This is a genomic window from symbiont of Argiope bruennichi (genome assembly GCF_051094275.1).
Classification (GTDB): domain Bacteria; phylum Bacillota_I; class Bacilli_A; order Mycoplasmatales; family SG1.
Window position 1 is genome coordinate 206,929 of sequence record NZ_CP070274.1, and the last position, 19,337, is coordinate 226,265.

The window sequence follows — 19,337 nt, forward strand, 5'->3', positions numbered from 1 at the left end:
CTTTTTCTTGATAATTTTTTTATCTAACTAATTTTTTAAAATAATAAAGAATTTGTAAATTAATTATAAATTTTGAGCTAGTTATGAATAAAAAAATTATTAAAAAAACCCTTTTTCCTTTTTTTTCTTTATTATCAATTCCGCTTCTTTTAGCATGTGCTTTTCATTATGACAATGACCCTAATGATGCTGCAATCTCATTGGAATATAAAAAAGAAAATTTAACTTTTACTTTTAGTTATTACAGGTTTTTTGAAATATTAACTGAACAGACAGCAAGCGACTTTTCAAAATTTGATAAAATTTCACAAACTCCACCTAATGAAAGCGACAACACCCCAGGATTTTACCACACCGGAGCTAATATAAAAGAAAGTTTTATTCATTATATTTCTGGAATTTCTGATATTTTGGCAAGAACAAAAAATTTTAAAAGAACTTCTTCAATGTCTGTTATTTTTTATATTCTTCCAAAAGGAGATGAGTCTCTTCCATGATATAAGGGAGAAATTTTAGCCAATGTCCCTCTGGCTTTACCACAAAGTTTTATTAACAACTTGGATAATCACAAAGATGATGATGAGAACTTTAAAAAAGAAAATTGACCAACTTTTACAAAAAATTTTACTCTTAGCAAAAATATTGGCAATTTTAATTTTTTTATTCATCTAGATCAAGAAGAATACACTAGCTTACCATTTATCAAACAAGGTAGCGATGACATAGAACTTTTTTCTAAATATGGGCTAAATGCTTTGGATAACAGTGCCGGAAATATTTATCGCCTTGATTTAGATCGAGAAAGTCCAGGTATTTCCCTACCAGTTTATAGCAATTTATCTAATTTCACTGAATTAGAGAGTGGTGCTGGCGAAGCTGGCGGGCAGGATGCACACTTCACGTTTGACAATCCAAACGGAGAAGATGAATTAGCACCTATACCAATAATTGTTGGAGCATTTTCTTTAATTTTTGCAATTATTTTATATTATCCAACAATAAATTACATAAGAAACAAAATTTAAATTTAGTTAGAGAACATGAAAATAAACAAAAAACCCTTTAAAAATTTAAAAAATAAAATTAATTCTTCCTTAAAGGCTCTAAGAGACAAACCTGATAATAAATTTTTTTCAGATGAAGTGCTAGAAGAAAAAATTTTAAATTCTAAACATTCTTTGAGAGTTAATAATGTAACAAAAATATTTAATAACTTTGTTGCGGTAAAAAATGCCTCTTTTACTGTATCTAAAGGAGTAATTCATGGTTTTTTGGGACCCAATGGTAGTGGTAAAACAACAATTATTAAGTCAATTATTACTGCTATTAACTTAAGTTTTGGAACAATTGATCTTTTTGGGGTTGATCATAGTTCTGTAAATGCCAAAAAAACAATTGGTTACATTCCAGAATCTGCAAGATTTCCAAAAAACACTTCTTGTTACGAATACTTGGTTGTTATGGGAGTTTTGAGTGGAAAAAAAGTTGAAGAAGCAAAAAAAATTGCTACAGATATTTTAAAACAATTAGATTTATTAAAATTTAAAAAAAAATCTCCATTAAACTTTTCTTCTGGAATGCAAAAAAAAATTTTGTTAGCACAAGCTTTAATTAATGATCCAAAGTTTTTAATTTTAGATGAACCAGCAGAAAACTTAGATCCAAGCACAAGAAAATTTTTATATGATGAGTTGGTAAAACTTAAAGAGCAAGGAAAAACAATTTTTATTTCCTCCCATGTTTTAGCAGAGTTAAATGACATAGTTGATGAAATAACCATTATAAAATATGGCGAAATTTTATTTACAGGACCAGTTAATTCAGTAATTGGTATTGAAACCAACGCATACAGCCTTTTTACTTCAGATATTAATAAAACCATCAAACTTTTACAAAATAAAAATTATTTATTTCATGTTGAAGAAGAGGAAATTATTGTAAAAATTTTAAACGAACATCAAAAATACATTTTACAAGAACAACTCTTAAAAAATAATATTGTTATTGAAAAATTTGTGCATTATCGAAAAAACTTACAATTTTTCTACAACGAGGTCTTAGAAAAAAAAGATTTTAGATAGGATGAGATATGACCGCCAAAATAAAAAAAGAAAAATTTATTCTATTAAATAAATTTCCTATTTTTGCTTATACATTTAAAAAAGTTTTTTACAGTTGAAGTACCCTTGCTTTTGTTGTAATTTCTTTTTTAGTTACTTCTGGATTAATACTTTTTACCAATAAAGTTTATTCAATAACAGTAGAAAAACAATTAGAAATATTTTCAAATGTTTTTGAAGTAACTTTTTTTGTGATCAATGTTTGTATTTTTTATTTAATTTTTTTAGCTATTAAAGCAACGCAAATTTTTAGAGATGAAATAGATGACGGAACATTTTTAGTTATTATTTCCAAACCCATTACAAAAAATTCTTTGTTATTGGAAAAATATTTTGCATTTCAAACCATTGGTGGAATCTATATTCTCTCAATCTTATTTTATAGCGCCGGTTTTTCTTTAATTTATTTCAATTCTTTGGAAATTATTATTTATTTTTTAAGAAATTTATTTTTTATTATTTTTTTCTTAATAATTTTTCAAATTATTTTTTCATCAATTTTTATTTTAATTTCCCTTTTTATTTCTACAAAATCATTAATTATTTTTGCCTCAATTGTGGTTATTTTTATTGTTTTTTTCAATGTTGTTGTCCCTTTTTTTATTATTCCAGATCTTTCGAACGCATATAATGAAGATGTAAGAAAAATTTCTTTTTCTTTAAAAAGAACAATTTTAGAAGAGCAGAACAATTATTATTTCTTATCATTTTTTAATCTTGGTTATCAATTTGGCAATATGTTTGTTTTTGCCTTAAATGGATTTAGCCATAAATCAGGAACAAAACTTGAAATGGGTGATCCTGGATTATTTTCTCGATTTGGAATTATTCAATATGCATTAATTAGAACTAAAGGTAGTGATATTGAAATTACTGGGTGAACAGATTTTATAAACGCCATTTATTTATATGTTTTCTATATTTTTTTCTCATCATTAATGATTTATACTACTTATTTTGTTCTTAAAATAAAAGACTTTCAGTAAACTCTTAGTAAATTTTTTCTTTTTTATTTAAAATTTATAATAAAAAAAACAAATTTTTGTTTTTTCTAAAAAAACCAGGAAACTGGTTTTTTTTAATAATTACATGTCTTTTTTTTACAAAAAAAAATTATCTTCAAAAATAGATACCAAAATTACCATGCCTTTTTTTAAAAAGGCACTTTTTGCCATTCTGCCAGTAGCTTTTCAGTCATTTATTGAAGTTGCCATTACCATCATTGACACTTTATTAGTGGGAAATACAAATGATGCCGCCACAAATATTCAGGCAATTGGTTCAGTAAATGCAATTTTTTATGTTTATTTTTCAATTTTAATTGGCTTACTAAATGGAACAGGAATCTTTGTAACGCAATTTTTTGGCGCTAAAAAATTTAAAGAAATGAGATATGTGATTCGTTATCGAATTTTTATCTCCATTCTTTTTTATCTTTTTTACTTACTTTTAATTTTTTCTGCAACAAATTTTTTAATTAATTTGACTCTACACAACAACGATCCATCAAATGTTTTACCGCATGCAAGAAAATACTTATTTTTAAATTCAATATCTTATGGATTTGTTGCTTTAAGTTTTGCAATTCACTGAACTTTAAGGGATACAAAAAGATTAAACATTCCTTTTTATGTTAGTGTATGAAATTTAATTGTTAAAGTTTGTCTTTCATTAGTTTTGGTTTATATTTTCAATCTTGGTATTTTAGGCATAAGTTATACCAATATTGTTGTCAGAGTTTTAGAATTCTTAATGCTTTTATTTATTATAAATTACAAAAAATTTGAATTTAATTACCAACTTTGAAATATTTTTGGATTTACAAAAAAAACTTTAATTGATGTCAATAGAAGGACTTGAATTTTTACTTTAAATGAAGTTTTATGATCAACTTCAATTCTTTTACAAATTTTTTCTTTTACATTATTAAAACATAATGATCAAATTATCCAGTCAGTTCAAATTTCTTTTACCATTATTGACTTAGCATTTGCAGCCATTTTTGGAATAAGCGGGGGAATAAGTACCTTGGTAGGAATAAAACTGGGAGAAAATAAATTAGATGAGGCGTTTTCCAATTCCCTCAAATTAAACAAAATTGGCTTTTATATTGCAATTTGTATGGGTTCAATTCTAATAATTTCTTCACCTTTTGTTGCTTTTGTCCTATTTTCTAAGGTATCACATCAAGTAAAAATAGATATTATTTGTCTTTTAATTATTGATGGTTTATGTCTTCCCTTATTTAGTGCTGCATATTGTCACTTTTTTACCATAAGACTTGGAGGGGATACCAAATCTATTTTGTTAATGGATGGGACATATTCAATTTTTATTGTATCTACATTAAATATTGCTTTGTGTTACTTAACTTCAATTGAGGTAATAAACTTAAGTTTTATTAGTATTTATGTTATTGTTTATTTAGTAATTTCCTTTAAAACCTTTATTACAACAAAAATGTATTATAAAAAGAAATGATTAAAAAATTTAACAAATATTAACTATTAAAATTTTTCAATTATTTTTTCAATCCATATTATTTAAATATTCACAATTTTTTTTAATTAATAAAACTTTATCAGTCTTAATTATTGTTTGTTTTTTTTAATTTCTTTAAAAAACTTAGGATCAAATTCTGAAAATAAACTTTTTATTCTTTTTTATTTTCACGTTTGTTTCTTTTTCAACTTTCTTTTGCTGTAAAAGAAACATTACCTTTTTTATAAGTAAAAATATCTCTTGCATAAACTAACATGTAATCAAAAGTTGGAAAGTAAAAATATTTTCAAAAATAATATTCTTTTCAATAGACATTTTTACAATTATTTTTTTTGAATTGGATATTATTTTTATTCAAGATATGTTTTAAAAAGATAAAAAAATAATAAAATTATTGTATTAATGAAAAAAAATTTCTTTTCAGATATTGAAAAAAAGTGATTAAACAGGCTAAAATCTTTAAATTTTTATCAGTTTAAAGATGATTTAAGCAAGAAAAAAAAATATATTTTGGATATGTTTCCTTATCCTTCTGGTAGTGGGTTACATGTAGGCCATCTTAAAGGTTATTTTGCTACAGACTTACTATCTAGATATTATCATTTAAAAGGCTATGCTGTTTTTCATCCAATGGGATGAGATTCTTTTGGACTCCCAGCAGAGCAAGCCGCATTAAAAGAAAATATTGACCCAGCACTTTATGTTGAAAAAAATATTAAAAATTTTAAGAAACAGCTTTTAGACTTAGGTCTTTGATATCATTTTTCTAATGAAATAAGAACAAGCGACAAAGAATACTACAAGTGAACTCAGTGAATTTTTTTACAATTAATTAAAAAAAATTACGCTTTCAAAAAAGAAACCTATGTTAATTTTTGTGAAAAATTAAATACTGTTTTAGCAAATGAAGAAATAATTTATGAGAATGGAGTACCACTATCTGAAAGAGGTAATTTTCCAATAACAAGAATTAAGACTAATCAATGGGTCATTGATTTAAAAAGTAAAGCAAATTCATTGCTTTCTAACTTAAATTTTTTAAATTGACCAAAAGAAATTAAAGAATTACAAAAAAATTGAATTGGCAAACAAGAAACTTTATTATTAAAGTTATTGCTTGTAGAAAAAGACGCTTTCTTTTCAGTTTATTTTGATCAGTTTGAAAAAACAAATAGAATCGATCTAATTATTGCAGATGTTGATAGTGAAATTACAAATTTTTTATTTAAAAATGATTTGTTTGACGAAAACTTAAAATTAGAAATTCAAAAAATTAGCAATTTGGGTGCTGTATATTGCGAAAACAACAATGTTTTTTTAAAATCTAATTTTCATTTTTATCATCCGATAACTTTAGAAAAAATTCCAATATTTTTTTCGGTATTAAACAACAACTCTTGTTTTGCTTACAATCAAAATTATTCAAAATTTGCCAAACTAATTTGTGAAAAAGAAAAAATTTCTAAAAAAGAAAAGTTAGATGCAAATATTTCTTTTTGTGGCAAATTAGTTGTTCGATATAAACTAAATGACTGAATTTTTTCAAGGCAAAGATATTGAGGAGAACCATTCCCAGTTTATTATAAAAATGAAAAAATACATTTATTTGACTGCCAAGACTTACCAATTGAGATTGTAAAAAATATCGATATAAAAGAAATATATAAAAATTTTCCCCCATTAAAAGGAATTAAAAATTGAGAAGTTTTTAATAAAATTTCAGCAAAATGAGATGATAATGTTATGCCTCAGTGAGCCGGAAGCTGCTGATATTATCTTGGATACTTACTAAAAAACGAAAATTCTCATAAATTAATTGATTTAAATTCTCATAAGGCAAAAAAAATTTTTGATCGCTGGCTTCCTGTAGACATTTATGTTGGTGGAAAAGAGCATGCTGTTTTACACTTGCTTTATAGTAGATTTTGACATCATTTTTTATATGATGAAAATATTGTTGGGTCTAAAGAGCCTTTTGACTATCTTTACAATCAAGGACTTATTCTGACAAAAGATCACAAAAAAATGTCAAAGTCTAAAGGCGAAGTGGTTTCACCAAATGAACTATCACAAATTTATGGAGCAGATACCTTAAGAGGATACTTATTTTTTTTATCTTCATTGTTTGATAGTGCCGTTTGAGAAAATAATAATTTAGAACCAATGGAAAACTTTTTGAAAAATAATTTATTTTTATTTTTTAAAGACATTAAATTTTGCGATGGGGATGATTTAAATATTAAAAAAGATTTTAATTTTTATTTAGCTTCATTGGAAAAAAATTTTTTAAAATTAAAATTTAATGTTTCGATTAGTAATGTGATGGTTTTTTTAAAAAAAATTAAAAAGCAGGAAAAAATAACGAAAGAGTTATTAAAAAAATTTTTAATTTCTATCTATCCCTTATTTCCTTTTATTTCCTTAGAATTATTTGATTATCATTTTAGTAAATTTATTCATTTAGAGAATTGACCAACACTTTACAAAATTGATATAAAAGATGAAAAAATAATAAAATTAATTATTCAAATTAACGGGAAATTTAAACAAATTATTGAAATTCAAGAAGAATTAGATGAGAAAAACCTTCTTTTTGAATTAAAAAAATTAACGTTGAAAAAAGTTGTACAAGAAAGTTTAAGTAAGGCAAAAAATATTAAAAAAATTCGCAAAGATTTAGTTAATATTATCACAATATAAACATGATTTTACTTTTAGATATAGGTAATGCCTACATAAAAGTTGGAAAAGCAGAATTTTTAAATAATAAATATTTTTTAAAAGACATTTCATACATTGAAACAAGTTTGGTAACTCAAAACTTTGAAACAAGTTCCTTTTTTGTTGATTTAATTTTAGAAAATAATTATGATTTTATAATTTTTTCTTCAGTAGTATCTAAAATCACAAAAAAATTAGTTGCTTTAAATAATTCAAAAATAATGTTTTTTAAAGACTTATTAGAAGCAACAAAAACAAGAATTTTAGCTAATAAATTAATCGATATTTCTGAAGTTGGTTCAGATATTCTTGCAATGTGCTATTATTTTTCAGAAACTGATGTTTTTTCAAATAAATTAATTTTTTCTCTAGGAACTGCTAATGTTGCAATTTTTATTAAAAACAATGTTTTTGATGGTTGTTTATTTGCCTTAGGTCTAGAACCAGCCTCAAAAGAAATTTTAAATTATTGTTCTTTATTAACTTCTGAAAAATTAAGATTTGATCGATTTTCTTTTTTAGTAAAACAAGATACAAAGACAGCAATTGAAAATGGAAGTTTATATCAAACTGCTGGTTTTTGCGAATTAATTGCTAATTCTTATGAATATCAAAAGCCAATTTGCTATTTAACTGGCGGAAACGCAAAACATGTAAAATTTTTATTATCAAAAAAATACATTAAAATTGGCAACTTAGTTCTTAAAGGACTTTTAAATTTTTTAAATAAAAATTTAAATTATTTTGTAAAAAAATAAGTAAAATAATAAAAATAAAGTGAGTAATATATGGGATTAAAAACAAAATTTTTTCAAGAAATTAAAAATGAAAAAGACAATATTTTAAGAGACTTAAAAAGTATTATTAATATTGACACAACTTTAGATAAAGATTCAGTTGATTTAAAGAATCATATGCCTTATGGAAAAAATGTTCGTAAAGGTTTTAACTTTATTAAAAAGTTGGCTGAAGATAATGGTTTTTATTATTATGAATATGAAGGAAAAGCTGCAATAATTAGTTATTTACCTTTACAAGACAAAAAAGATTATCAAGATACGATTATGATGGCAACCCATATCGATACCGTTCCATTTCACAATGATAATTGAAAATTTGATCCCTTAAGTGGTGAAATTGAAAACGGATTTCTTTATGGTAGAGGAGCAATTGATGACAAAGGTCCTTTAATTGCTTCATTTTACACACTAAAAATTTTAAAAAAACTTGGCATTAAATCAAAATACAATTTTACTTTGTTTATTGGCGGCAACGAAGAAAATGGAAGTGATTGTGCTAAAAGTTTCTTTAAAGCTCATAAACCACCACTTATTGCCTTTACACCAGATTGTGTTTTTCCTTTAGTTGCTGTCGAAAAAAGTATTACTCATGTGTTAATTACCCTTAGCAATGTAAAAACTTACATTAAAGATATTAAAGTTTATGGGGCGATGAATGTTGTACCTGGTAAATGTTATGTAGATATTGATGTTGCAAAATGACAAGTTGATGAATGAATTGATATTTTTAAAGAAAAAAATTACTTTATTAAGATTCGTTATGAACTTTTAGATAATGGTTTAATTAGAATTTACAGTATTGGGAAAACAGCCCACGGATCTGCACCTCAAGAGGGCAAAAATGCACTTACATATTTAATGAGTTTTTTACAATCTATGAAGTCGGATCCTCTTGCTCATTTTATTGCTGGATATTTCCACGAAGATCATTACGGGAAATCTTTAGAAATTAATTATTATGACAAATTAGAAGAAGAACTAACAATTAGTTTAAATCTTTGTTATTTTGAAAAAAATAATATTACTTTAGGACTTGATATTCGTCATCCAAGCGTGCAAAAAAAAGAAAATATTTTGTCAAACTTATTATTTATTCTCGAAAAACACTTTAAAAACAAACCAAAATTAAAATTTAATCATGTTCCTGGTTATAAAATTGATGACGACAACAAATTCAAACAAATTTTTTTAAATAACTATCAAAAAATTAGTGGTGATTATACAAGCAAACCAATTGTAACTGGTGGGGGAACTTACGCTAGATCAATTCCAAATTGTGTTGCCTTTGGACTTTTATTTCCAACAGAAGAGGGCACAGAGCACAAACCAAACGAAAGAATTAATATCAACAATCTTCTTTTATCAATTGAGATATTTTGTAATGTCGTCGAAGAGTGTGGTAATTTAAATTAATTTTTCTCATTTTTTATTAAAATTAATTTATGGCGAGTGTGGCGAAATGGTCAACGCACTAGTCTGTGGCCCTAGCATCGTGGGTTCAATTCCCACCACTCGCCCCATTTTATTTATTTAATGTACCAAGTTATTTTTGATCTTTCAACTAAATCAATAAATATCATTGTTGTAAAAGAACAAAAAATTTATTTTTCTTCCTTTAAAAAATTTAAAGAACCACATTCAGATGTGGCAATTGACTATCTTTTTCAGTTTTTAAAAGAAAAAAATATTAATCTAGAAGAAGTATCTGAAATTATTATTTCTCAATTGTCCGGTTCAATTGTTGGGAATATGATTGCTTTTTCTTTAATTACTTGTTGAAAATTTTTTAATTCCAAAACAAAATTTTTTTTCGTTGACAGTTTATACTTACAAATTTGTAAAAAAACACAAATTTCTGCCTTTAATGATGTGAAAAAAAAATATAATTTTTTGCTTTTTAACAAAAAAACCCAACTTTTTGAAAAAAAAACTTTAAACAACCAAGATTTTTTCGAATTAATAAAAAAATATCCAAAAGATGCGGTTCAAACCGACAATCAAAGAGAAAACATTGCTGATTATTTTTTTATTAATGCAAACAAATATAAAAGGCCAATAACAGATGATTATTTTTGCTTTAGAGGCTAGTTGTGATGATACTTCAGTTGCTGTTTTTAAAGATGATAAATGGATTTTCTTTGAAACGATAACTCAGACTTCACATGCAAAACATGGTGGCGTAATTTTATCAGATGCTGTAAAAGAGCACATCATAAACCTCCAAAAATTAATTTTTAAGGTTATTAAGGAACTTAATTTAAAAGAAATTGATTATTTTGCATATTCTAGTTTTGAAGGACTAGAGCCTTGTTTAATATTTTCAAAAACAATTGCTTTAACCTTTAAGTACTTATTTAATTGCAAAATAATTCCCATAAACCATTTATATGCTCACGCATTCATTCCATTTTTTGATCATAAAGCAACCAATTTCTTTCCTTTCGTGGGAATTGTTTTAAGTGGGGCTAATAGCGTTGGATATTATTTTCAAGATTTTGAAAATCCGATAAAAATTGTAGAAAAAAACGACAATCCGATCGGACATGTATTTGATAGAGTTGGCAACAAACTAAAGTTACCCTATCCCTCAGGGAAAACAATGGAATGTCTTGCAATTAAAGGAAAAAAAGAGTTTCAATTTACCTTTCCCAAGACGATTGATTATTTTTCTTTTAGTGGTTTTTTATCACAATCATACCGAATCATTGAAAGGGAACAAAATTTAAATATTTACAATTTTTGTTATTCTTTTCAAGAAGAAATTTTTCAATACACGATCAAAATCTTAAAAAATGTTTTGTTGTTAAAAAAATTAGGCAAAAACAAGGTAAAATATTTAACAATAGGTGGTGGTGTTGCTTGCAACAAATTTTTACAAAATTTATGTTTAAAAAATTTTTCAAATTGTCTTTTTGCAAAAGACAATCATTGCACCGATAACGCTCTTATGATTGGTTATTTAGCGAGATTAATTATTAGTAATGCTTCTGAAAAGGAAAAAAATGAAAGATAAAAATATTGATTATTTTACGAACCAAATTAAAAATTGAAAAGTTTGAAGAATTGTTATTTCCTTTCTTTTTATCTTATTTATTTTTCCAATTCCCTGAATTATTGCCATTTCACTTTTTATTTTTTTACCAAATTTTTATTGATTAAAAATTTTTTTTCTAATCCTTCCAATCTTTTCTTTAATTATTTTTGTTCTTACCGCAAAACATTTTTTTTACAAAAAATATGGAGTAGACTCTGATAATATTCAAAAATTATTTGATTTAAATAATGAAAAATTTAAAGAGTTTTTTGAAAATCAAGACGAAAACATTAACTTTGATAACAATGAAAAAACTTTAGATTTAGTTGAAGTTGACGCCAAAGTTTTGGAAGAAGAAAATGAAAAACCTACCAAAGAGGGAGCAAAAAAACCTGTAGAAGCAGATTTAAAAGACAATAAATATCGAGAAGACAAATCCTTTTAAATGGTTGATAAAAAAATTTTTAGAGTAAAAAATTTTCGGGTTTTTAAAAAACTTGTTTTTATTCACTTAACTGATGGGTCAGATTTAGGTTTTGAGGGAATAATTTTTGATGACAATAAAGATTTTTCCTTAGTAAAACAATTAAAAATTAATTCAATTGTAAAAATTCGCGGCTCATATCAAGAAAAAAATTATAAAAAAGATTTTGTTATTTCATCACTTGAAATCTTATCTGATGGTGAAAATAATTTTTTAATTCAAAAAAAATATCACACCTTAGATTTTTTGCGTCAAGTTCCACATTTAAGACCTTTTACCAATATTTTTTTTTCAGTTTTTAAAATTAGATCTTGTCTTACAATGGCAACTTTTAAATTTTTTGATCAAGAAAATTTTGTAAATGTATCAACTCCTATTTTTACAACCAATGATGCTGAGGGTGCTGGAGACACTTTTTCTTTAGATCCAGAATTTTTTAATAAACAAAGTTTTTTAACTGTTTCTGGACAACTACATCTCGAACCATTTGCAATTGTTTTCAACAAAGTATTCTGTTTTAATCCTGCCTTTCGTTCGGAAAAATCAAACACTCAAAGACATTTAGCAGAGTTTTGGATGTTAGAAATTGAAAAAAATTTTTCTTCAAAAGAAGAAATGCTTTTAAATGTGGAAAAATACTTAGATTTTGTTGCCAGAGAAGTGTTAAAAAATTGTCAAAATGAATTAAAAATTATTGAAAAAATTAAAAATATTGATTTGATTAATAAAATTGAACAATTAAAAAACATTAAAATTTTAAAAGTAAGTTATTTAGAAGTTTTAAACAAATTACAACAATTGCAATCTGAACAAAAAATTTTTTTAGATAAAAATTTTGCTTGAGGTTTTGATTTTGACACTGAAGTTGAAAAATATCTTGTAAAATATTTATATAATCCTTTGGTTTTTATTTATGATTATCCAAAAGAAATCAAACCGTTTTATATGAAGTTAAACAATGATCAAAAAACTGTTGCTTGCTTTGATATTTTATTAGATGGAATTGGGGAACTTGTTGGGGGAAGCGAAAGAGAAACAGACCTTAATCTTCTTAGTTCAAAAAATCTTCCAAAAAATCTCGATTGGTATTTAAATTTAAGAAAACAAGGATCATTTAACAGTGCTGGATATGGGCTTGGATTTGAAAGATTGGTGATGTATTTTACGGGAATTGAAAACATTAAAGATGTTATTCCGTTTCCTAGATCGTATCAAAATCTTTTATTTTAAAGGAAAAAAATTATTATGAAAAACTTTGTTTATTTTTACAACACAAAATTATATTTTGGGCAAAATTCAATTGAAAATATTTTAGATGAACTAAAAAATCACCAAGTAAAAAGAATTCTTTTTTGTTATGGAAGAGAGTCAATTAAAAAAAATGGCATTTATGATGAAGTTATTAAAATTTTAAAGACTTCATCTTGTAAATTCTGAGAGTTAAGTGGGATTAAACCAAATCCAACCTTAGACTCGTTAAATTTGGGGATCAAATTAGTAAAACAAAATAATATTGACTTTATTTTAGCAGTTGGTGGTGGTAGTGTTATTGATTTAGCAAAAGCAGTTGCTGCATGCAGTCAGTCAAAAAGTGCTCCATGAGAATTATTTTGTAAAAATGAATATGATTATCAACCCCTTCCAGTTGGGGCTGTTTTAACTCTTGCAGCAACAGGGAGTGAAAATAATGGCAACGCTGTGGTTACAAATGAACAAGAGCAGTCAAAAAGATCAATTAATGATCCAAGAATTGTGCCAAAATTTGCCATTTTAGATCCTTCTTATACCTTATCTGTCAATCGCTGACATACAGTTTGTGGTAGTATAGATATCATTTCACATTGCCTAGAGCAATACTTTAGCACTGAAAAAAACACCGACTTAATTGACAACTTAACACTCGCAATTATTAAAACTGTGATTGACAATACAAAAATTGTTCTTTCAAAACCCAAAGATTTAAACGCCCGAAGTGAAATCTTATTAGCTTCTAGTTTCGCCTTAAATGGGTTACTAAGTTGTTCCAAATTTAACACTACAGGGTGAGAAACTCACACTTTAGGACATCCAGTTTCAGCGATGTATGACGCAACCCACGGGGCAACTTTAGCAGTTATTTTTCCAAGAATTATTAAACATTTAAAAAATGTTATGTGGATGGAAAAGTACCAAAAACTTGGAAAATTACTAAATATTGAAGTTAATTCTTTAAAAGATGTTGATTTATTAGCCGATAAACTTTTAGAACTCTTTGTAAGTTGAGGAAGTTTTTCAAAATTACGTGATTTTGGTGTAAAAGAATACGATATTGATATTATGTCCATGAAGGCATTTGACAGAAAAAATTTGGATTATAAATATGATAAAATTGGTTTTGTCAAACCCCTAGATTTTGAAGAAATTAAAAAAATTTATCAAGAATGTTACTAATTAATTAATGTATTTCTGTTGCTTTTCCTTTTATTTATCCAATAATAATTTTTTAAGAAAACTAAAAAACATTGAGTCATCAATTAGCAATAATAATCATAAAAAATTAGAATTTTTCTTTCTTTTATCAAATGTTTCTAAAGAAAATTTAAAAATTTTTCTCGGTGTCTTAAAAAAATATCCTTTAATTTGTAAAAAAATTATTATTTTAAATGGAAAAAACAATAAAAAATTTTTATATAATTTTTCAATTTCTCAATGTCATTCAAAATATATTATTTTCTTGTCTGGAAATTGCTATCTTTTAAAAGATTTTTACAAAAACACTGATTATTTAGAAAAAAATACTTTTGATATTGTTGAATTATCACACAATTTTTCGATGAATGATAAAATTTATTTTCGTAAAAAAGATTATGTCGCCAATTTAACTTTTGGCAACAACTTTTTTTTAAATGAAAAAATTTTTGATCATATTTCATTTTTTTTGTTTTCAAAAATGTTTTCGGTTAATTTTTTAAAAAAATTTAACTTAAAATTTTATTATTTAAAAGGTAGTGGGGTGTTTTACATTGTAAAAACATTCCGTTTTGCGAAAAATCTTTTTCATTGAAACAAAACCAAAGTTTGTTATGAAATTCATCCAACAAAATATGAATATATTGAAAAAAGAATTTTAATTTGACACAACATTATTCAATACATTAACTTTTTATCTTTTTATCAAAAAGTAAAAACAAATCTTCTTTGCTTGTTTTTATTAGATATGTCCTTTATTTACTTTCTTTTTCTTGAAAATAAAATTACTTACAATGAAAATGAAAAAGAAAATCTTTTTCTTGAAATTCAAAAAATTATTAAAAATTTTTTTAAAGAGGAACATGTTTATTTACAAAATCATTATTTTACCGATTTTTTTAATGTAATTTACAACAACAACTTAGAAAAACAAATTGAAATATTGAAAAAAAATAATTTTTCCTATTTTTTAAATGACTAACTATTTATCTAGATTTTTTAGTTTTTTAATTGACTATTTAATTTTATTTTCTCTTTATTTATTATTTTATTTTTTTATTAATGGTTTTTCTTTTCATGAAAATGAGAACAAATTGTTATTAATTTTGATCACATTTTGTTTCTTTTCAGGGAACTTTACTTATTTTGTTTTAATCCCTTTTTTCTTTAAAATTACCCCAGGAAGAAAAATAATGAAACTAAAATATTTATTTACTTCAACGAAAAAGTTAGATCAATTTGTTGGTCTTTTAAAATTAGAGTTGTTTGTAAATATTTTGCCATTTTTATGCCTATTTTTTTATGCTACTGCGAACTATTTTAATTTTTTTCTGGCTTTTTTTCAATATCTTTACATAACTTTTTATATTTTTGCCATTATTTGCCTATTTTCAAATTTATTTTTTTTAAAAACTAGTTCGATCACGGAAAAAATTTCTCATATATTTTTGGTAAAATTAGTAGATTTAGACCTTGAAACAGTTTATAATGAAAAAACTAATTCAAAAAAATCGAAGTTTTCTATTTTTTCTTCAAAAATAAAATCATATGAATAATTATTCGAACTTGCTTTATTTAAACAACCAACAAAAGGCATCAATATTTTCAGATGAATATAAATTAATTAAAATTATTGCTGGAGCAGGTAGTGGTAAAACTACTGTTTTGGTTGAAAGACTTATTTATATTAAAGAAAAATTAAATGTTTCTTTTGCAAAAATTCTCTGTATTGCCTACAACACAAGAGCAGTAAAAAATCTTCAAACGAAAGTAAAAACAAGATTAAATATTTACAGCAATTCCTCATTATCAAACATTGCAACCTTTCATTCATTTTGTTTGAATAATGTTTTAAGAAGTTATTTTGATAAATATGGAAAAAGAATTACCGTTATTGATGATGATATTTTAACCTTGTCATCTGTAAAAAAACAAGCAAAAGATGAAGAATTTATTAATTTTATTGATAAATACAAACTTTTTTATAATGATAAATTTTTTGAAGATAAAGATACCGTTTCTAGATTACTAGAAGAACTCTTAGTTGATTATTATGAATATTTGTATAAAAATTGTAAAAAAACATTAAACGAATTTTTTGAATCAAAAAATTTTTTTGTAAGAAGCTGACCAGAAATACAACAAATTCTTTTTGCCTTAACAATTATTTATTTTCGAAAAAAATTTCATTCTTCAATTCATGAAATTTCTGTTGATTATTTTGACATTATTTTATTATCAAAACTACTTTTGGAAGAAAATAAAGAATTTAGATATTCCCTTACCAATTACTTTAATTACATCTTAATTGATGAGTTTCAAGATATCGATGAAATTCAGTATGAAATCTTAGAATTATTAATCAAGACAAATAATATTAAATCACTTTTTGTTGTTGGTGATCCAGATCAATGCATTTATGAGTGAAGAAGAGCAAATATTGACATTTTACTTAAAAAAATTGATGAAAATTTTAAACCAGATGAAATTAAAGTTATTGTATTAAATCAAAATTATCGTTCTGGAAATAACATTTTAAGTTATGCAAATAGTTTAATTTCATATAATAAAAACAGATATAAAAAAGATCTTTTTTCAAAACTTCCTGACGGCAAAGTACATATTAAACATTTTGACACTCAAGATGAAGAATTAAAGTATTTAAGTTTAAGGATTAAGGAATTATTAAAGGAAAAAATTGTTTTACCAAAAGATATTATTTGCCTTACAAGAACAAACAGAGCCATTTCTTTTTTAGAAAAATTTTTAATTGAACAAAAAATTCCTTATCAAATTTTTAGAACCAACAGTTTTTTAAATCAAAAAATTATTAAATCAGCAATTTATTGCTTACTTTTTATGGCAAGAAAAAGTAAATTATATTTTTCAAAAATTTTAGAAATTAGAGCCATTCCTTTAAATATTGGTGATAAAACAATTTTAAAACTTGTTAATTCTCATTGAGAAATTGATGATTTATTTTGAAATGAAGATAATTTAAAAGAAATTTTTTTACCACAACAAATTAAATTACTAAATAAATTTTATTTAATTTGACAAGAATATTTAAAAAAAAGCGATAAACTACCAACAAACATTGTTTTGCATCAATTATTTGATGACTTAAATTTTTTTAAAAACCAAACCCCAGAACAAAAAAATAATTTAAATATTTTTATTGAAGAACTAATTCATTTTAATATTCCAAATTACAATTTAGAAAATATTAGTGATTATATTGAAAATTTTTTTGTTTCAGGAATGGATAGTAAAAGTGATGATGAAAACAAAATCACCCTTTCAACAATTCATCAAGCAAAAGGTTTAGAATTTAACACTGTTTTTATTTTTGATTTGACAGATAAAGCGACCATTCGTTCGACCCTTAAAAGGATCGAAGAGGAAAGAAGAATTATTTTTGTTGCTTTAACAAGAGCAAAAACAACCCTTTTTGTTTCTTCAAATGACGGCCATACAAAAGCTAATTTCTTTTATTTAGCAAGATCTAAAACGAATAAATTTATAAGTGAAATGACAACTTGAGAAACAAAAAAAAAATAAATGAATATTATTGCCCTTGTTACCACATGTATCTTTATTGTTATTTTAATTTTTGCCCTTTATCGTTTGTATTATGATAATTTACTTTCATTTTTTCAAGTTAAAAAAATTTTTCCTATTTCTTTTGAAATTAATTATGAAAAAAAAACTTTAAAATTTTTTCAAGAAAATATTTTTTTTCAGTCAGGCACAAGATATTTTTACGATAGTTTTTTTAATATTTTAATTTCTAGGAACTACTTTTTATTAAAATTTATTTTTTCCAATATTGAAAATTTATATGAGAAATACAACTTTATTTTAATTGAACTAATTGATAAATATGGGAATGATCACAAGTTTGAATTAAATTTTATTTTTACTGATACTAATAAAAAAAAAGTTTATTGCACTTTAATTCCGGTAAATAAAATTACTTCATTTAAAAAAAAATATTTAAATATTTTTTTAAAAAAAGAAATCAATCAAAAAAAATATCTTTTATCAAAAGTTGACTTTCTTTTAAAAATTAATCATATAATTATTAAAAAAAAATTATCTAAAAATTTTTATTTTTTTACTTTATCGATTAACAAAAACTATCAAGAAGTTGCTTTTGAAAACGTTTTTTTTGAAGAAAAAGTAAATTATATTTTGTCTTTATTTTATAAATTATTTCTTTCAAGAATTTACATTGCAAAATTTGAAAAAAACACTTACAAAATGTTTTCTTATGGATTATCTTTAAAAAAAATTTTAAAAATTATGAAATTAGTTGAAAAAAAATTAAATGGATACTTTTTTAAATTTAATTTTTTTTCAATATATGTAGGAATTTATTATCCAGAAAAAAACAAAAGCATTGATGTTTCTGATTTTTTTAATAATAGTGAGTTTGCCGCTATTCTTGCAAAAAAAAACAAAACCCTTTTTGTTGTTTACAATTTGCAAGACAAGTCAGTTGCAGGGAAATACTTTCAAATTGAAAAAAAAATTTTAGAAGAGCAAGATTTCTCTTTAGACAATTTAATTGTTGATCAAAAAGGGAACACTTTGGGATTTTTATATGATCACATTTATATGGCTGGAGAAAAAAAAGTTAAAAAATTTTTTAGCGATTACTTAAATATTTTTTTTCAAAACGATGAATTTAAATTAAAGTATGATCGAAAATTTTTTTCAAACATTTTATTAAAAACCAAAAAAATTAAATCTGAATTAGCTTTAAAAAAAGCTTATGTCTTTTTTTCTTTGTGTTATGGAACATTTTTTGAAGTTGACAATTTATTAAAAATATTTAAAATGTATGAAAAAGAAAATATTGTCCCTGTCTTGCAAATTGATAAAAATTTTTATTTGTCACCTTTATTTATTGATGCAATCAATAAACTAAAAAAAAATTCCTTTGAAATTTGTTTTGTTACTGGGAAAATTGATCCTATTAGATATAATTTAATCCTAAAAATTCATCCAAAATTTGTTTTAATTCGAAAATCATATGTAGACAATGCCATTAACAACTTTAATACTTTCAATCAATTAATTTTTTTTGCAAATTTCTGCAAAGACAACAAAATCCATTTAATAATTTCTACCGATCAAAAAAATAATTATGCAAAATATTTTTTTGATAAAAAAATTAATTGCAATTACTATAAAATTAAAAAAAGTCTTTCTGTTTCTTAAAT

The 19,337-nt window shown here is 24.2% G+C and carries 17 protein-coding genes and 1 tRNA gene; 17 read left to right on the top strand and 1 reads right to left on the bottom strand.

What is annotated here, in order from left to right; all coding sequences use genetic code 4:
* The first annotated feature begins 83 nt into the window (after positions 1-83).
* The 4 genes from JTY60_RS01075 (at position 84) to JTY60_RS01090 (ending at position 4,631) form a co-directional block, all read left to right on the top strand.
* On the top strand, positions 84-1,025 hold the full coding sequence (locus tag JTY60_RS01075) for a hypothetical protein (protein WP_434414807.1): 942 nt from the start codon (positions 84-86) through the stop codon (positions 1,023-1,025).
* A gap of 15 nt (positions 1,026-1,040) precedes the next feature.
* On the top strand, positions 1,041-2,081 hold the full coding sequence (locus JTY60_RS01080) for an ABC transporter ATP-binding protein (RefSeq protein ID WP_434414808.1): 1,041 nt from the start codon (positions 1,041-1,043) through the stop codon (positions 2,079-2,081).
* 8 nt (positions 2,082-2,089) lie between these two features.
* Positions 2,090-3,106, top strand: coding sequence for an ABC transporter permease (locus tag JTY60_RS01085; RefSeq protein WP_434414809.1), 1,017 nt, complete (start codon positions 2,090-2,092; stop codon positions 3,104-3,106).
* Positions 3,107-3,209: 103 nt separating this feature from the next.
* A complete protein-coding gene (locus JTY60_RS01090; RefSeq protein ID WP_434414810.1) occupies positions 3,210-4,631 on the top strand; it encodes an MATE family efflux transporter in 1,422 nt (473 codons plus the stop codon).
* Positions 4,632-4,773: 142 nt separating this feature from the next.
* Here the strand turns inward: JTY60_RS01090 and JTY60_RS01095 are convergent, their stop codons facing one another.
* Positions 4,774-4,980, bottom strand: coding sequence for a hypothetical protein (locus JTY60_RS01095; protein ID WP_434414811.1), 207 nt, complete (start codon positions 4,978-4,980; stop codon positions 4,774-4,776).
* Between the two features lie 44 nt (positions 4,981-5,024).
* Here JTY60_RS01095 and JTY60_RS01100 point away from each other — a divergent pair, with 44 nt between their 5' ends.
* From JTY60_RS01100 to JTY60_RS01160, 13 genes are all read left to right on the top strand, one after another.
* Positions 5,025-7,322, top strand: coding sequence for a class I tRNA ligase family protein (locus tag JTY60_RS01100; protein WP_434414812.1), 2,298 nt, complete (start codon positions 5,025-5,027; stop codon positions 7,320-7,322).
* A 2-nt stretch (positions 7,323-7,324) separates the two neighbouring features.
* The gene (locus tag JTY60_RS01105; protein WP_434414813.1) at positions 7,325-8,101 is read left to right on the top strand and encodes a type III pantothenate kinase; all 777 of its coding nucleotides are present in this window, start codon (positions 7,325-7,327) and stop codon (positions 8,099-8,101) included.
* A 30-nt stretch (positions 8,102-8,131) separates the two neighbouring features.
* Positions 8,132-9,556 (top strand): Sapep family Mn(2+)-dependent dipeptidase, encoded by a 1,425-nt coding sequence (locus tag JTY60_RS01110; protein WP_434414814.1) that lies wholly within the window; start codon positions 8,132-8,134, stop codon positions 9,554-9,556.
* Positions 9,557-9,588: 32 nt separating this feature from the next.
* Positions 9,589-9,663, top strand: a tRNA-His gene (locus JTY60_RS01115).
* A gap of 13 nt (positions 9,664-9,676) precedes the next feature.
* On the top strand, positions 9,677-10,231 hold the full coding sequence (locus JTY60_RS01120) for a hypothetical protein (protein ID WP_434414815.1): 555 nt from the start codon (positions 9,677-9,679) through the stop codon (positions 10,229-10,231).
* Complete coding sequence (locus JTY60_RS01125; RefSeq protein ID WP_434414816.1) at positions 10,206-11,156, top strand: hypothetical protein; 951 nt, start codon at positions 10,206-10,208, stop codon at positions 11,154-11,156. The genes JTY60_RS01120 and JTY60_RS01125 overlap by 26 nt, the downstream gene beginning before the upstream one ends.
* On the top strand, positions 11,146-11,622 hold the full coding sequence (locus JTY60_RS01130; protein WP_434414817.1) for a hypothetical protein: 477 nt from the start codon (positions 11,146-11,148) through the stop codon (positions 11,620-11,622). Before JTY60_RS01125 ends, JTY60_RS01130 begins: the two co-directional genes overlap by 11 nt.
* Entirely contained in the window at positions 11,623-12,891 is a 1,269-nt protein-coding gene (gene asnS / locus JTY60_RS01135; protein ID WP_434414818.1) for an asparagine--tRNA ligase, read from the top strand.
* Positions 12,892-12,906: 15 nt separating this feature from the next.
* A complete protein-coding gene (locus tag JTY60_RS01140) occupies positions 12,907-14,091 on the top strand; it encodes an iron-containing alcohol dehydrogenase (RefSeq protein ID WP_434414819.1) in 1,185 nt (394 codons plus the stop codon).
* Between the two features lie 7 nt (positions 14,092-14,098).
* Complete coding sequence (locus tag JTY60_RS01145; RefSeq protein WP_434414820.1) at positions 14,099-15,091, top strand: hypothetical protein; 993 nt, start codon at positions 14,099-14,101, stop codon at positions 15,089-15,091.
* Positions 15,084-15,665 carry an RDD family protein gene (locus tag JTY60_RS01150; protein ID WP_434414821.1) on the top strand — a complete coding sequence of 194 codons (582 nt, stop codon included), beginning with the start codon at positions 15,084-15,086 and terminating at the stop codon, positions 15,663-15,665. Before JTY60_RS01145 ends, JTY60_RS01150 begins: the two co-directional genes overlap by 8 nt.
* The gene (locus tag JTY60_RS01155; protein ID WP_434414822.1) at positions 15,658-17,670 is read left to right on the top strand and encodes an ATP-dependent helicase; all 2,013 of its coding nucleotides are present in this window, start codon (positions 15,658-15,660) and stop codon (positions 17,668-17,670) included. The genes JTY60_RS01150 and JTY60_RS01155 overlap by 8 nt, the downstream gene beginning before the upstream one ends.
* On the top strand, positions 17,671-19,335 hold the full coding sequence (locus JTY60_RS01160; protein ID WP_434414823.1) for a hypothetical protein: 1,665 nt from the start codon (positions 17,671-17,673) through the stop codon (positions 19,333-19,335).
* The last annotated feature ends 2 nt before the right edge of the window (positions 19,336-19,337 follow it).